At 37.1% G+C, this 16,427-nt stretch carries 17 protein-coding genes; all 17 read left to right on the top strand.

Annotated elements, in window-relative coordinates:
* Positions 1-7: 7 nt before the first annotated feature.
* The 17 genes from AABL81_RS01205 to AABL81_RS01125 all read left to right on the top strand — a co-directional run bounded on the left by AABL81_RS01205 (position 8) and on the right by AABL81_RS01125 (position 16,305).
* Positions 8-490 carry a hypothetical protein gene (locus AABL81_RS01205; RefSeq protein WP_090406284.1) on the top strand — a complete coding sequence of 161 codons (483 nt, stop codon included), beginning with the start codon at positions 8-10 and terminating at the stop codon, positions 488-490.
* Complete coding sequence (locus AABL81_RS01200) at positions 480-1,484, top strand: ABC transporter substrate-binding protein (protein ID WP_158210614.1); 1,005 nt, start codon at positions 480-482, stop codon at positions 1,482-1,484. Before AABL81_RS01205 ends, AABL81_RS01200 begins: the two co-directional genes overlap by 11 nt.
* 15 nt (positions 1,485-1,499) lie before the next feature.
* Entirely contained in the window at positions 1,500-2,507 is a 1,008-nt protein-coding gene (locus tag AABL81_RS01195) for a FecCD family ABC transporter permease (protein WP_090406278.1), read from the top strand.
* Entirely contained in the window at positions 2,504-3,277 is a 774-nt protein-coding gene (locus tag AABL81_RS01190; protein ID WP_341340160.1) for an ABC transporter ATP-binding protein, read from the top strand. Before AABL81_RS01195 ends, AABL81_RS01190 begins: the two co-directional genes overlap by 4 nt.
* Before the next feature lies 1 nt (position 3,278).
* Positions 3,279-3,779 (top strand): GNAT family N-acetyltransferase, encoded by a 501-nt coding sequence (locus tag AABL81_RS01185; protein WP_158210616.1) that lies wholly within the window; start codon positions 3,279-3,281, stop codon positions 3,777-3,779.
* A 28-nt stretch (positions 3,780-3,807) separates the two neighbouring features.
* On the top strand, positions 3,808-6,240 hold the full coding sequence (locus AABL81_RS01180) for a TonB-dependent receptor (protein WP_199269096.1): 2,433 nt from the start codon (positions 3,808-3,810) through the stop codon (positions 6,238-6,240).
* Positions 6,241-7,094: 854 nt separating this feature from the next.
* Positions 7,095-7,475: a hypothetical protein gene (locus AABL81_RS01175; protein ID WP_341340159.1), complete on the top strand. Its 381-nt coding sequence runs from the start codon at positions 7,095-7,097 to the stop codon at positions 7,473-7,475.
* 134 nt (positions 7,476-7,609) lie between these two features.
* Positions 7,610-7,912 (top strand): urease subunit gamma, encoded by a 303-nt coding sequence (gene ureA, locus AABL81_RS01170; RefSeq protein ID WP_090406267.1) that lies wholly within the window; start codon positions 7,610-7,612, stop codon positions 7,910-7,912.
* A gap of 17 nt (positions 7,913-7,929) precedes the next feature.
* Complete coding sequence (locus tag AABL81_RS01165; protein ID WP_090406265.1) at positions 7,930-8,304, top strand: urease subunit beta; 375 nt, start codon at positions 7,930-7,932, stop codon at positions 8,302-8,304.
* Positions 8,301-10,022, top strand: a complete 1,722-nt coding sequence (ureC, locus tag AABL81_RS01160) for an urease subunit alpha (RefSeq protein WP_158210618.1) — start codon at positions 8,301-8,303, stop codon at positions 10,020-10,022. Before AABL81_RS01165 ends, ureC begins: the two co-directional genes overlap by 4 nt.
* 132 nt (positions 10,023-10,154) lie before the next feature.
* Positions 10,155-10,649: an urease accessory protein UreE gene (locus AABL81_RS01155; RefSeq protein ID WP_158210619.1), complete on the top strand. Its 495-nt coding sequence runs from the start codon at positions 10,155-10,157 to the stop codon at positions 10,647-10,649.
* An 8-nt stretch (positions 10,650-10,657) separates the two neighbouring features.
* Positions 10,658-11,347, top strand: coding sequence for an urease accessory protein UreF (locus tag AABL81_RS01150; RefSeq protein ID WP_158210620.1), 690 nt, complete (start codon positions 10,658-10,660; stop codon positions 11,345-11,347).
* A 15-nt stretch (positions 11,348-11,362) separates the two neighbouring features.
* Positions 11,363-12,001 (top strand): urease accessory protein UreG, encoded by a 639-nt coding sequence (gene ureG, locus AABL81_RS01145; protein WP_158210621.1) that lies wholly within the window; start codon positions 11,363-11,365, stop codon positions 11,999-12,001.
* Between the two features lie 2 nt (positions 12,002-12,003).
* Positions 12,004-12,792, top strand: a complete 789-nt coding sequence (locus AABL81_RS01140; RefSeq protein ID WP_341340158.1) for an urease accessory protein UreD — start codon at positions 12,004-12,006, stop codon at positions 12,790-12,792.
* A 37-nt stretch (positions 12,793-12,829) separates the two neighbouring features.
* Positions 12,830-13,723, top strand: a complete 894-nt coding sequence (locus AABL81_RS01135) for an urea transporter (RefSeq protein WP_158210623.1) — start codon at positions 12,830-12,832, stop codon at positions 13,721-13,723.
* 102 nt (positions 13,724-13,825) lie between these two features.
* On the top strand, positions 13,826-14,713 hold the full coding sequence (locus AABL81_RS01130; protein WP_341340157.1) for a helix-turn-helix domain-containing protein: 888 nt from the start codon (positions 13,826-13,828) through the stop codon (positions 14,711-14,713).
* Positions 14,714-14,913: 200 nt separating this feature from the next.
* Complete coding sequence (locus AABL81_RS01125) at positions 14,914-16,305, top strand: aminopeptidase P family protein (protein ID WP_341340156.1); 1,392 nt, start codon at positions 14,914-14,916, stop codon at positions 16,303-16,305.
* Positions 16,306-16,427: the final 122 nt, after the last annotated feature.

Genomic DNA, 16,427 nt, shown 5'->3' with positions numbered 1-16,427 from the left:
TTCCTTTATGCAAGAAGTTATTCTAATAGATGAGGTTCTGTCTGCTGAAGTAGGTTGTTCAAATGAAGTTGCTGATGTGTTTGAGATTGAATGGTTTGAAACGCAAAAGCAATTGATTAAAAGACAGACTAAGCAGGGGGTAGAACTTCATCTTACTAAAACAGTGAATAGAGATTGGCAACAGGGAGATTTGCTTTGTGCAAATGGGGTTTGCTTGGCTAAAATAGCTGTAAAACCTGCCTTGTGTATTGTCTTTTCTTCTGATGTAGAGCGCGAAGTAGCAGATTTTTGTTACTATATAGGCAACAGGCACTTACCGTTGTTTACCGATGCTGACAAGAAATCGTTTACCGTGCCTTATGACGGGAATTTATACGAGCAATTACTTGCTAAACTAAATGACAAAATCAGCTTACAAGAAAAAACTTTGTTGATGCAAAACGAAGTGAAGAATGTGAGAAAACTAATAAAACTATCCAATGAAAAATAAACAATTTCTATTCTTCGCACTTGTGATGATTAGCGCCGTTTTTACAAATGCGTGTAAATCTAAAGTAGAAGAGAAAGAGCAAGTGCAAGAAACAAGTGTTACTGCGTTAGACTGTAGAGATAAAGAGATTACGCTTGACGCTGTGGCACAACGCATTGTTGTTCTTTATGACCCGCTTGTAGATGATATCTATATGTTAGGAGCTCAAGATAAATTAGTGGGTATTCCGCAACAAGTATATCAAAAAGAAGATACGTTTTCTTTTTTGTCTAAACTGGATAAGAGAATTGCCAATAAAGAGATTGCTACACCGAGTTTTGGTGGTGGTTCAAGTAATATAGAGTCAATTATCGGGTTACAACCTGATTTGGTTATTACGTTTGACAAAGACATTGAAACAGTAGAGCAGTTAGAGCAATTGGGAATCAAAGTATATACGGTATCAAGCAAGAGTCAGGAAGTTATTTATAAGGAATTGATAGGAATGGCGACGTTATTAGGTAAAAAAGAACGTGCTGAAGAAATTGTTACTTATATCAGAGCAGAGGTAGCAAAAATGCAAACAGCTAAGTTCGAGAATCCTAAAACAGCTTATTACGCTTGGTCTAAGGGGCGTGTGTTATCAACTTCAGGAAAGGGTACTTTAATGGATTTAGCAATTAATTTGTCTGGAGCAGTAAATGCTTGTCCTTTAGAAATGGAGGCGCCAAATGTAGGAGCTGAGACTTTGTACAAATGGAATCCAGATATCATTATCCTTTGGGACTCAAGTCAAAACGATGTGTATAGTTTGAAAGAATTAGAAAACTTGCCAGCAGTTAAAAACAAACACGTATATGAAATGTACCCAACATTCTATTACGACCCCCACACAGTTAAGTTTTTACTGTTTGCTAAGCAAGTGCGCAACTGGTGTTACAACGAAAAATCGGCAGATGAACTGAATGTTGAAATACAAGAAGTGTTGAAAGAGCTATATAAAACGAATAATTAGTTAGATAAATAGAATATGGGGAATAAGCTAAAAGTAGCGTTATTATGGGTAGTTCCTATCGTTTTAGTCATAGGTTCACTGTTGTTAGGTTCAACAGAAAACCTGAGTCTAAGCGAGTTGCTACACTATGCTGGGCGAATGTTTGCACGTTGGCAAGGGCAGGATATAGCTACAAGTCCAATCGAGACTATTTTATGGAAGGTAAGAATGCCACGTATCATCTTGACTTTTTTAGTAGGGGCTTCTTTAGCGTCTGCTGGTGGTGTATTACAAGCCATTTTTAGAAACCCAATTGTAGATCCTTTTACGTTAGGTATCTCCTCTGGGGCTGCTTTTGGAGCGGCGTTGGCAATGCTTTTTCCCTTTATGTCTATTAACTTATCTGCTTTTGCCTTTGGTGTGTGTGCTGTTTTAATGACGTATGGTGTTTCCTATGCTGGTAGTCGTACTTCAATTGTAAGTATGGTATTGTCAGGAATTATCATATCCGGAATTTTCACAGCTTTACTAACGCTATTGCAATATTTAAGTGATCCGTATAAGTTGCAAGCGATTATACAATGGACAATGGGTAATTTACACACAGCCTCTTGGTCAAAAGTAAATATGGCTGTTTATCCTATTGTAATCGGACTGGCGGTGATTGTCTTTTTAAGATGGAAGCTTAACTTATTGTCGTTAGGAGACAACGAAGCACTGGCGGTAGGGGTTAATCCAAAAGTATTAAAGCTGGTGTTAATTGCCGTATCTACTATGATTACAGCTTCGTCTGTAGCTGCAGTAGGTGTAATTAGCTTGTTTGGATTAATTGTACCTCATATCAGTAGAATGATTTTCGGACCAGATAACAGTATTTGTGTTTGGGCAAATATTAGTATAGGGGGAGCATTCTTATTGGTAATTGATGATTTTTCAAGGGCTATAATGCCGTTTGAGATACCTGTAGGCGTATTTACAATGTTGATTGGAGCACCTATTTTTATCTACTTAATGAAGAAAAGTTTAATGAATTGGAACGGATGAGCAGTATAATTTCAATAAAAGACTTGAGTTTTTCGTACGGAAAAGAACAAGTGTTGAACAAGGTAAATGTTCAGTTTGCAAAAGGAGAGTTTTCTATTATTCTGGGTAGAAATGGTAGTGGTAAATCAACGCTGTTTAATGTGTTAGCAGGGTTGGAACAAAAATATACTGGTGAAATTATCATTGGTGATACGGAGAGAAGAAAGATTAAACCGGGACAACAACAAGGAATTCGCCTTGGGTTTTTAACACAGTTTCACCAAACGACCTTTCCTTTTAAAGTGAAAGACGTGATTCTGACGGGTCGTGCTTCTTTTTCTAAGTTTTCACCCAGTGAGGAGGACCACCAAGCGGTAGAGGATGTGTTGAATCAGTTTGACTTAGTCCACTTGAAAGACAAGGCATATACGTCATTGTCTGGGGGAGAGCGACAATTGGTTTTACTGTGCCGCGTATTGGTTCAAAAACCAGATGTATTGTTGTTAGATGAACCAACAAATCACTTAGACTTACATTATCAAGTGGCTGTATTAGAGTGTGTACGTGCCTTGGTAGATCAAGGGACTACGGTACTTTGTGTGATGCACGACCCCAATATGGCATTTATGTATGGTGATAAGTTTTACTTAACGGAGAACAAGCGCCTTTTAGACGTAAATACGTGTGAACAAGAAGAATTGCACGAGTTACTTGAAAAGACGTATAAGTTGCCGTTGACGTATTTACAGAATAATGGGCGACCATTATATGTTCCTTCAAGAAAGAAATAAGATGGAAAAAATACAGGTTAGCAAAGTAACGCAGGCAGACGCTCAGGAGATATTACAATACGTAATAGAATTTAGAAAAGGGTTGTTTCCCATGCTCGACCCTGCTAAAGTACCGGGCGACTTAGCCAATTTTAACGAGGTGTATATCAATAACCCTAAGGGTGTTTTTTTACAAGCTCGCGATGAACAAGGAAACTTAATTGGCGTAATTGGTATGATGGAATACGATCACCGTTTTCCGTATTTAGATTACAGTCAATATACTACAGTAGAAGTAGCTCGCTTATTTGTGGAGCCTGCTTATAGACGTAAGAAAATAGCACAACTCTTGGTTGACGAACTTAAAAAAGTTGCTATTGACAAGGGCATCAATATGTTGTACCTACACACACATCCGTTTTTGACTGGCGCTTTTGAGTTCTGGCAAAAACAAGGATTCCGCTTGATTAAGGATGCAGAAGAAGGAGGTTTCTCTACGCTTCACATGGAGCATCCACTGTAAAAAAGAAACAACAAAAACCACTAAATAGATGAAACAAAAATCACTTTTTTGGAAGTTATCAATCCTATTGGTATTTCTTCCCATGATTTCTATTGCCCAAGTTTCCGAAACTGTTTTCGGAGTAATTCTAAATGGAAAGGGTAAGCCTATTGCAGATGTATTGGTTGCAGCACCACAAAAAGCGCTGATGACAGAAAGCAATGACAAAGGGGAGTTCCGCTTTGGAGATAAAGTTGAGTTGCCAGTTGATATTGAATTAACGGCAATTGGCTACAAAACAAAAGTTGTAACACTTAAAGAAGGAGTTTACAGTGCGGATAAAGGGATGAGTATCACTTTAGAAGACGATAAACAACAATTAGATGAGGTATTGGTAACAATCCGCCGTGATAATTCGTACTTGACAAATAGTACTGTATTAGGAGGGAAGTTTAGCGGTAAGTTGAAAGACTTAGCACAGTCAGTATCCGTTGTTTCAAGTGAGTTGATGGAAGATAAACAAGCGTTTCAAGTAACCGATGTGGTACAAGATTTAGCAGGTGTAACACAAGCATCTTCTTATGATGAATTTGTTGTACGTGGGTTTAAATCAGGATACGACAATGGGATGCGTTTGATGAACGGACTTCGTTCTGCTTACGGATTTGGAGAGAGTTACTACCGTTCACCGATGACAATCAACTTAGAAAGTGTTGAGGTGTTAAAAGGACCTGGAGCTTCGTTATTTGGAGATATTTCACCTGGTGGAACAATTAATATGGTTACTAAAAAACCGTTAGAAGAACACAAAGGATTAGTTACGATAGCTGCTGGTAGTTTTCAAACATTGAGAACAACGTTAGACGTAGGTGGTCCATTAGATAAAGAAAAGAGAATATTATACCGTTTGAATGCTGGTTATGAGGATTCTAAAACATTTAGAGATATCAATAACCGCAAGAACTTTGCTGTAGCACCATCGTTTACCTTCAAACCAGTTGACGGAACACAGATTGATGTAGATTTAATCTTTGACCAGTTTAACGGGTATTTGGATAGAGGAATGAGTATCAAAGGAAAAGATTTGTACGCTTTACCTCAGTCGTTTACGTTGAGCCAACCGTCAGATTTCTTTAAAACGAAAACAACTACGTTAAGTGGTCGTTTATCACAACGCATCGTTGACAATTTAAACCTATATGTAAACTATCAAAAGTCTATCTATCAAGAGGATTTGAACGAGCATAGAACGCTGAACTCTTTTGCAGATGAGGCACAGACTATTGTGAACTTGCGTTATTTTGACCGTCACGGGAAAGAGTACACAGACAACTTAGTATCTTATTTAAAATGGGATATCTACGGTAAAAACTTTGATAACCACATTGTATTTGGTGTTGATTACGCTCAGTATAAAGGAGATAAGAACAGTTGGCAACGTGAGGCGAGAACAAAAGAAGTAGATGGAAAGATTGTTCCGTTGACATTTGATACAAACAACCCAGTGTACCAAGGAGCAGATACAAGTACGTATGTGTGGAGATCAAACTCTCAGTACCCATTTATGAGTCCGTATAAAAGTACAGGAATTTACGTACAAGACCAGATGAGTATTGGTGAGCGTTTCAAAATGGTATTAGGATTGCGTCACGAAAATTACAGATCAGAAAGTACAAACTTAAACGACGATTACACAGCAACACAAAACGTGTGGTTGCCAAGAGTTGGAATGACGTATAAGATTAATGAGCAAATCAACTACTTTGCAAGTTACTCACAAGGATACGTACCAGTAGCGGCAAACTTTGTAGTGAACCACAAAGATTACGGTTCAGATACTCCGTTTAAAGCAGAGCGTAGTTTCCAAGTAGAAACAGGAGCAAAAGCAGGGTTTTTAAATAACCAATTGCAAATGGACTTGTCTTTGTTTAGAATTGAAAGACAAAATATGTTGATTGGAACAGGGCGTGTAAGCGATGCAGGATTACCAGTGTACAGACAATCAGGAAAGGTTGTGTCTCAAGGAGTTGAGTTAGACGTACGTGGACAAATTACGAAAGAGTTTCAGGTTATGGCCAACTACACCTTTAACGACACCAAAGTAAAAGACTCTGAGATTCCGTCAGAAGTAGGACAATCACTACCAGGAGCACCAAGAAATTCGGCAAGCGTTTGGATGAAATACGTTTTCTCAGACACTGCGTTAAAAGGATTAGGATTTGGAGCAGGTGTGTACTACGTTGACCAAAGAAGATTAAGTGATAGTTCAGAAAAGAACGCACAAGGAGAAGCAGTTTGGGGGTATTTACCATCATACACAACAGCTAACGTAGCCTTGTACTATCACATCAATAAATTTAAAGTAGCTGTGAATGTAAATAACGTATTTGACAAATATTACTTCTTAGGAGGATTTGACTACACACGTGTATTTGCAGGAGCACCGAGAAACGTAATGGTTTCTTTAGGATATAACTTTTAGTTAGCTTGGCCGAAAGGTCAGACAGATTTTTAATTTTTAATTGCATATTTTAAGCAGTGGTGGGCGTTTGCCTGCTGCTGCTTTTATTTTGAGGAGGTGTCTTTTGGAAGAAAGACACAGTAGAAAGTTAGGGGCTAAGCATAAACATCAATTTTTTAAAAAAAGCGAGATAAACGAAGCTTTAAAAGGTGTTGCATTGGATTGTGTTTGTGATTAAGAACATATCAAAGCCCAGTTTTAAACGGACCATGTTCGACACATCTACCACACAAGTACCACATTAGTTCGAAAAAAGCCCTTTTTCTCGAAGGAGTGTGGTACTTGTGTGGTAGTAATGTGGTATCAGTGTAAAAGAAGATAGTAATAACAGAGCTTAAAAAGGTGTCTACAAAAGAATATTTATTACAAGAGAAAGGTACTTTTAAAACGCGATAACCAATTCATTTAAAAAGCAAATAAAAGGCGTTGTACTAAAAGTAGTGAATTAGATTAAAAGATGAGTTTTTAGTAAAATGAGCTATAAGGTTTTGTAGAAACTTCTTACAAGGCGTATTTTTACTTAATTTTTTATAATTAATTCCCAATATGTACCTAAAAAAAGGAAATAGCACGTTTCTTGTTGGTCAAAAAAAGTCATTTACGCGAAGTAAAAGAAGCTTTATTTCTCGTAATGCCAAGTATATCAGGGTTGTTAGGCTTTTTTAAACAGAAAAATGGATGAAAAAAAACAAAAAAAAAGTGATAAAAACCTATTTTATGGTAGTATAGTCAAGATTTGTGCTATCACCATAGTACTTGTCGGTTTTATCTTTGTACATATAATTTCAGTAGAATAAACAACAACAAAATCTTGTATGAAAGAGATAATTTATTTTATCGTTTTAAGTTTCTCTCTTCTTTGTTTTGGTTTGACATCAACTAACCAAAACAGAGGAGGCGTACGAGGTGAAGTAAACTCTGCTGTACAATTTTCGACAACAAAGGTTTCTTCGGAACACATATATAAAATAAGCCAACATCCCCACGTTGGTATCGAACTTGAATTAAGTGAAGATACAAACACAGCAGAATTTATCGGATTATTGATAGAGAACGCTTTGGCTTATTTCTTTTTTAACAATGTAGATTACTCTCCAAAAGGACTTCTTAATGGACAGAATGAACAATGTGCTCACTTACTGCAGTATAGAGCCAAGTACATCCTGTACCATTCTTTTAAACTACCTATCGTATAATCACTATTTAGTGATCCTTAGGTCTTTAACACTCATTGTGTTAAAGAATACTTATCAATGAAAATTTTAAGCTAATCGGCATCGTTTATGATGTTGGTTAAGATAACTATTGTTCAATTTTAAATAAATTCTGTATGCACTTAGTACCAAGAGAAACAGAGAAATTGTTATTGCATTTAGCAGGAGAACTTGCTAAAAAGCGTAAAGCAAGAGGGTTGAAACTTAACTACCCTGAGTCAATTGCCTTCATTAGTAGCGAATTATTAGAAGCTGCACGTGATGGAAGATCAGTTGCTGAATTAATGCAATTCGGAGCTACTTTATTAACACGTGATGACGTAATGGAAGGAATTCCAGAAATGATCCACGATGTTCAAATCGAAGCTACTTTCCCAGACGGAACAAAATTAGTAACTGTTCACAATCCTATTCGTTAATTTAAAAATTAGTAAAAATGATTCCAGGAGAATATTTTATTAGAGAAGAAGATGTTGTATGCAACGAAGGTAGAGAGATTACTAAAATCGTTGTAGTTAACACAGGAGATAGACCAATTCAAGTTGGTTCACACTACCATTTTTTTGAAGTAAATAAGATGATGGAGTTTGACAGAGCAGCTGCTTTCGGAAAACGCTTAAACATTATTGCAAGTACTGCTGTTCGTTTTGAACCAGGAGAAGAAAAAGAAGTTGCACTTGTGCCATACGCAGGTTTAAGAAAAATCTACGGACACAATGATTTAGCAAACGGAGAGACAATCTCAGAAGAAGCTAAAATTGCAGCAGTTAAAAAAATGGAGAAAAATCACTTTAAAAACAAAAAATCATGAGTTTAAACGTAAGTAGAGTAAACTACAGCGCTATATTCGGACCTACAGTGGGTGATAAAGTGCGTTTAGGTGACACAGATATTATCATTGAAGTTGAAAAAGACTTCTCAAGTTACGGAGATGAAGTAAAATTTGGTGGAGGTAAAACTGTAAGAGATGGTATGTTACAGTCATCTAATCACATGGCTGAGGAAGGTGTACTTGATATGGTTATCACAGGAGTTCTTATCATTGACCACTGGGGAATTGTAAAAGGAGATATCGGTATCAAAGGTGGAAAAATCGTTGGTGTTGGTAGAGCTGGTAACCCAGACACAATGGACGGTGTAACTGAAAATATGATCATCGGAGCATCTACAGAAGTTCACGGTGGAGCTGGATACATTATGACTCCAGGAGGTATTGATACACACATTCACTACATCAGCCCAACACAAATTGAAACTGCGCTTTTCAGTGGTGTAACTACAATGATCGGTGGTGGTACAGGACCAGCAGATGGAACTAACGCAACTACTGTTACTCCAGGTAAATGGAATATGAAACGTATGTTACAAGCAGTTGATGGATTGCCAATGAACTTTGGTTTCTTTGGAAAAGGAAACGTAGGAGCAGAGCAACCAATCATCGAGCAAATCGAAGCTGGAGCATTAGGAGTTAAGATCCACGAAGACTGGGGAGCAACTCCTGCTACAATTGACAGAGCGTTATCAGTTGCTGATAAATACGATGTTCAGGTAGCTATCCACACAGATACATTAAACGAAGCTGGTTTCTTAGAAGACACAATGCAAGCGATTAATGGACGTGTTATTCACACTTTCCACACTGAAGGAGCTGGTGGAGGTCACGCACCTGATATCATCAAAGCAGCAATGTACCCTAACGTATTACCTGCTTCTACAAACCCAACTCGTCCGTTTACAAAAAATACAATTGACGAGCACTTAGATATGCTTATGGTATGTCACCACTTAAGCAAAAATATCCCTGAGGATGTTGCTTTCGCTGACTCTCGTATCCGTCCTGAAACTATTGCAGCTGAGGATATCTTACAAGATCACGGTGTATTCAGTATTATGAGTTCTGACTCTCAAGCAATGGGTCGTGTTGGTGAGGTTATCACAAGAACGTGGCAAACTGCTGATAAGATGAAAAAACAAACTGGATTCTTACCAGAAGATGAAAGTGCTGAAAACGATAACTACAGAGCAAAAAGATACGTTGCTAAATATACTATCAACCCTGCAATTGCTCACGGTATTTCTAACTACATCGGATCTATCGAACCAGGTAAAATTGCCGATATGGTACTTTGGAAACCAGCTTTATTTGGAGCTAAACCAGAGATGATTATCAAAGGTGGTATGATTGTAGCTTCTAAAATGGGAGACGCTAATGCATCTATCCCAACGCCACAACCAATCATCATCAGAACAATGTTTGGTGGATTAGGAAAAGCAGTTAAAAACACTTGTTTCAACTTCGTTTCTCAAGCTTCTTTAGAAAAAGGAATCCAAGAAGAATACGGATTAGACAAAACTTTATTACCAGTAGCTAACTGTCGTAATATCTCTAAGAAAGATATGATTCACAATGACGCAACACCAGAGATCATTGTAAATCCAGAAAACTACGAAGTAACAATTGACGGTAAAAAAATTACAAGTAAACCAATTGACGAAGTGTCTTTAGGACAACGTTACTTCTTATTTTAATAATACAATCAAGGTGTAAACCTTTTGCACCTTGATCTTTTAAACCTTTTTAAAGCATTAGCTGTTACTGCTAATAGCTAATGCTTCATCAAGGCAAGCAGAAAAGGAATATAAAAAAGTCTCTCATTTATCATGATTATAACAAAAGCATTGCGCAATGATATCACAGCCTTAGACAATTCGGAAGTCGATGTATTGTCTATTGAGTGGTTTCAAACTCAGAAGAGAATACAACGATTGCGAACAGCGTCAGGAAGGGAAGTGGCGATTAAGTTTATGGACAAAGGTCAAGAACTAAGACACGGAGATGTTTTAGTTGACGATGAAACAGGAATGGTTGTCGTTCGCGTTCTCCCTTGTGACTCAATCGTAGTGCAGTTTGATGATCTTTTAAATTTAGGTTTAGTAGCTTATGAAGTAGGAAACAAACATTTAGCTCTTTTTGTAAAGGAGAATAAGCTGCTAATGCCTTTTGAAAGACCGATTTATTTATGGCTACAACAACAAGGATATGCACCAAGTGTTCAATCTGAAGTATTATTACACAAGTTGAATGCTAATGTAGATCCTGGCCATAATAAACGCTTTTCTTTTCAAATGTCAAAAACTATAATGTCAATAAAATAATAATTACTATGCAGAGTCAGTTTTTAGGAAGATTATTACACTTATCAGATCCTACTTTACCCATAGGTGGTTACACTCACTCAAACGGGTTAGAAACTTATGTACAAGAAGGACTTGTGAATAGTAAGGTAACTGCAGAAGAATATGTTAGACATAACTTGTGGTATAACCTTAAATATAATGATGCCGCTATCATGAAATTAGCTTACGACGCTGCTTCAAAAGGGGATTTAGCTGAATTAATCAAGCTTGATCAAGAGTGTAACGCACTAAAAAGCCCAATGGAAGTACGCCAAGGAAGTCAAAAATTGGGAGTGAGGTTGTTTAAAATATTCTCGAGATATGTAGATGATCCATTGGTAGAACAATGGGGACAAATTATCAGAGAAAAGAAAGCTTATAGCCACTATTGTGTTCTATTCGGAATGTTTGCTTACTTAATGGAACTTCCTATTGTAGAGGCTATGCACGCTTATTATTACAATGCTGCAATTGGTATGGTAACCAATGCCGTAAAACTTGTACCACTTGGTCAGTTAGACGGACAAGATATTCTATACTATTTGCACGATGATTTATGGACGTTGAGCCAAGAGTCCCTAAACCTTGACCGTAACTTAATTGGATTGTGTAATGTAGGTTTTGATATTCGTTGTATGCAACACGAAAACCTTTATTCTCGATTGTATTTATCATAATAAAACTCATAGAAAATGGAAACTAGAAAATATGTTAAAATTGGAGTAGGAGGACCAGTAGGTTCAGGTAAAACTGCTTTATTAGAAAGTTTAAGTCGTCGTTTATTGAATGAGTATGACTTAGCTGTAATCACAAACGATATTTATACAAAAGAAGATGCGAAGTTTATGGCAGAAAACAGTTTGTTGCCAGCAGACCGTATCATCGGAGTTGAAACAGGTGGATGTCCTCACACAGCAATTAGAGAAGACGCAAGTATGAACTTAGAAGCTGTTGATGAATTAGCACACCGTTTTCCAAACTTAGAGTTAATCTTAATCGAGAGTGGAGGAGATAACTTATCATCTACTTACAGTCCAGATTTAGCTGATATCACAATTTTCGTGCTTGACGTAGCAGAAGGAGAAAAAATGCCTCGTAAAGGTGGACCAGCTATTACACGATCAGACTTATTGTTGATCAATAAAATTGACTTAGCCCCTTATGTAGGAGCAAGATTAGAAGTAATGGAAGCAGACGCACGCTTAATGCGTAAAGGAGCTCCATTTGTATTCTCAAACTTAAAAACAGGAGAAGGACTTGATGCTATTATCGGTTGGATTAAAAAATATGCTCTTTTAGAGGATGTTGAAGAACCAAATTTAAAACGATAAGTATGGTATGTTCTTTAGATATTAAAGTTGAGCAACGTGACGGTGTATCCTTCTTAAAGGATGCATACGTTACTCAACCATTCAGAATTGTTCCAGTGGGACAATATCGTCGTGATAAGGCAGCTTATCTGATGATTATGAGTTCATCACCGGGATTGTTAGACGGAGATGACCACAGACTTGAAGTGAAAGTGGCAGAGAACTCGAAGTTACAATTGCAAACGCAAGCGTACCAACGTTTATTCCACATGAAAAATAAGTCAACACAAACAATGGCTATCAACCTTGAAAAAGGAGCTGCCTTTGCTTATGTACCTCACCCTGTTGTACCTCAGAATTCATCAACATTCATTAGTCACAACATCGTTAATCTGGCAGAAGATTGCCAATTCTTATTAAGTGATATTGTTACTTGTGGACGTAAGATGTCTGGAGAACAGTTTGAGTACAATCACTTTCAAAACTTAACAGAAGTTTTCGTAGACAATGAAATGGTCTTAAAAGACAATGTGTTGTTACAACCTGAGTTGATGCCTATTCAAGGATTGGGAATTTTAGAAGGTTTTACACACCAAGGAACATTGATTTACTGTAACACAGCTAATGTGTCAGTAGAAGAATACATCACTTACTTCCACGCTCAGTACAAAGACGTTGAAAACATCGTTTTTGGAATTAGTAAAACAGAGCAAGATGGCTTTGTAGTAAGGATACTTGGTTATGGTGCAGAACAACTATTCAACATCTTTCAGGAGATTCAACAAAAACTGTGGAGTGAACTATTCCTATAAAAAAGAGTTCAAAAATTTTATATTTTAAAGTACGTTTATGAAAACGATTGTTAGTCATTATTACAATGCATTGTTCAAAGGATTTGGACAAATTATGTTACAAGGAAACGCAATAACAGGAATCTTATTTATTGCAGCTATTTTTTACGATTCAGCACTAATGGGAGTAGCTGGTATTGTGAGTAACTTAGTAGGTATCGGAACTGCAAAGTTGATGAAGTTCAATGATGAAGATATCGAAAACGGACTATACGGTTTTAACGCAAGTTTAATCGGGGTAGCCCTAATCTTCTACTTCCAATCTAATATTTGGGTGTGGTTGGCTATTGTTTTAGCATCGGTAATAGCTACTATCGCAATGGGTTATGCTGTAAAATACAAACTACCAGCATATACATTTCCATTCGTAGGAATGACTTGGATTACACTTTTTGTGTTAAGTATCCCAGAATTAGCTATCCCTTCAGTGCCAGAACACTTCGTTGACATTCAAGAATTAGACGATTTCTTAATTGAAGGACACGCCTTCGGACAAGTAATTTTCCAAGGAAGCTTCATAGCAGGTGTTATCTTCTTTTTAGGAGTATTCATCAGTAAGCCGATCAATGCGCTATACGCTTTTGTAGCAGTAATGATTAGTGTTTTCATTTCTCACTACGTTGATATCTCAGACGATTTAGTAAAAGAAGGAGTTTTAAGTTTCAACGCTGTACTTTGTGGTATTGCAATGGGAGGAGACAAAGTTAGAGACGGAATTTACGTTTTAGTAAGTGTAACTATTGCAACGTATATTGACGCTTTAATGATAGAATATGGATGGACAGCCTTAACGTTCCCATTTGTGTTTTCAATGTGGTTAATGTATCCAATCAGAAGATTTGATGGATGGTTAGTCGATAAATATTTTTCTAAAAAGCAAGAAATAGCATAGAAAAGTCTTTTTTTATTACAATTATAACACATTAAGACCTTTGTATTGCTTAATTTAGCTTTGATTAATAAAGAAAACAAGGTCTTTAATTTTATATCCAATATGTCAAAACCTTCAATACAAATTCTAAATAATTATCAGTACAAAAAGCTGTTTTTGCCAGATATTAATGAGCACAGCCTTTTTAATGAGAGTAAAATACAGATATATCGTATTGAGGATTATTTGAGAGGCATCGTAATGCCAGTTATCCCGTACCGTACTACGTTTAACTTTATGATTTTTGTAACCACAGGTACCCTAACGCAACACCTTGAAAGTGGAGCGTATACCTTAATTGCAGGAGACGTAATCAACGTAAAACAAGGGAATATTACAGCTACGTTGTCTATATCGGAAGACATAGAAGGCTTCTTTGTTGTTTACGAGAGTGAGGTTATCACCGATATTTCTTTAGGTAGTACAGATTTACAATTCTTTACAATGAACCCTTATGTAGTTTTAGACGACACCAATGCCAATTGGGTTAGACGCGTATTAGAACTGCTGGAAGAGGAAGTAAATGGCGAAACTAAAGATATGGAAATCAGTATAGCGTTATTGCTAACTGTCTTAAAGAAAATCATTAGAACAGATATTGAGAATAAGACCCCAATGACAAGGCAGTTAGACATTGCCTTTAAATTCAGAGAGTTGGTACAGAAATTTCATATCGACCATAAAAATGTGCTGTTCTACGCAAACCTTCTCCACATTTCAGAGAACTATCTCAACAAATGCGTCAAGGAAGCAACAAACAAACCCCCGAAGCAGTGGATCAATGAAATTAGTATTCTGCACAGTCAAATCTTATTACAAGATAAGATCAGAGATATCGCTGGTATTGCCTTTGAATTAGGCTATAGTTCAGCCTCGTACTTTACTCGTTTATTCAAGAAAGTAACAGCATACTCGCCAAGCGATTATCGAAAACAGAAGTTTATTTTGTAGTAAAAAACATATATAACCCAAAAGCACCTTTTCAATTGATTAGGTGCTTTTTTTGTTTCTTTTTGGTATCAAGACAAAAAGAAAAGAGAAGAAATAGAAAAACGAAGTTTTTCAAAAAGTATGAAAGCACATCTTTCAAAAAACAATTCATTTGATATTCTCCTTCAAACTACCTACATTAGAAGTCTAAAACTTACGCTATGTTCAACACAACAACATATAAAAACAGAAGAGAGAAATTAGCTGATAATGTACAAGCTAAAGGCCTTTTATTATTTTTGGGAAACATTGAAAACCCAGTAAACTTCGAAGACAACACCTATCACTTCAGACAAGATAGTTCGTTTTTATACTATTTTGGCATCCAACAACCCCATTTAGCAGCAATCATCGACTTAGACGAAAACAAAACAATTGTCTTTGGAGATGAGATGTCAATTGACGCAATCGTGTGGATGGGACGCCAAGAAACACTAAAAGAGAAATGCGCAAAAGCAGGAGTAGAGGAAACTCGCCCTTTTGCAGACTTATATACGTACCTTAAAAAGGCACAAAACGCACAACGCTTAGTGCATTACCTGCCACCATATCAGTCGGTAAACAAAATATTGTTAAGTGATTTATTAGAATTGCCAATCAAACAATTATCGCCATCCGTGCCAATGATTAAGGCCATTGTAGCACAAAGAGAAATCAAAGAAGCACAGGAAATTGTGGAGATTGAAAAGGCATTAACAGTAACCAATGAAATGCACTTGTTGGCGATGCGTATGAGCAAGGCAGGCGTTAAGGAATACGAGATTGTCAGTGCTATTCAGAACGTAGCCGGAAGCCATAATTGTGAGTTAGCATATCCGTCTATCGTAACCATCAACGGAGGAATCCTGCACAACCATTATAAGATGAACACCTTACAGTCGGGGCAATTGCTGTTAAACGACTCAGGATGTGAAACAGCCATGGGGTATGCGTCAGACTTAACACGTACGTTTCCGGTGGACAAGAAATTCACAGCAGAACAACGCGATTTGTACAATGTGGTATTAGCCGCGTTTGAAGCAGCAAAAGCAGAATTGAGAGAAGGAACCAAGTTTAAAAACGTTCACTTAAAAGCAGCAGAAATATTGTCACAAGGGTTAATCGACTTAGGGTTTATGAAAGGGAACGCACAAGATGCAGTAGCCGCACACGCGCATACGATGTTCTTCCAATGCGGATTAGGACATATGATGGGACTTGACGTACACGATATGGAGGACTTAGGAGAGCAATATGTGGGGTACACGGCAGACGAACCGAAAGAAACAAGCATCTTTGGTTTAAAGTCGCTTCGTTTAGGAAAAGCCTTGAAAGCAGGTCACGTATTAACAGTGGAACCAGGGATTTACTTCATTCCAGAGTTAATCGAAATGTGGGAAGCAGACAAGAAAAATGTGGAGTTCATCAATTACGACAAAGTAAAGGCGTTCCAACATTTCGGGGGAATCAGAATAGAGGATAACTTCTTGATTCAAGCCGATGGTTATCAACACTTAGGACCAGAATTGATTAAAACTGTTGCTGAGATAGAAGATTACAAAGCGAAGTTTTAAGAAAGCATACATACTAAAAAAGGGCGAAGTGATATTCGCCCTTTTTATATTTTATCAGTCAAACAACTTCTCCAAAGCGTGTTATGCGATGTAGCGTACTTGTTTTAGCTATTTACAGATCA

Origin of the sequence: Myroides sp. C1519, assembly GCF_038039755.1 — a bacterium.
In the GTDB taxonomy this organism is placed as follows: Bacteria; Bacteroidota; Bacteroidia; order Flavobacteriales; family Flavobacteriaceae; genus Flavobacterium; species Flavobacterium phaeum_A.
Note: the sequence above shows the minus strand (reverse complement) of the source record. Positions and strands in the feature narration are given on the sequence as shown.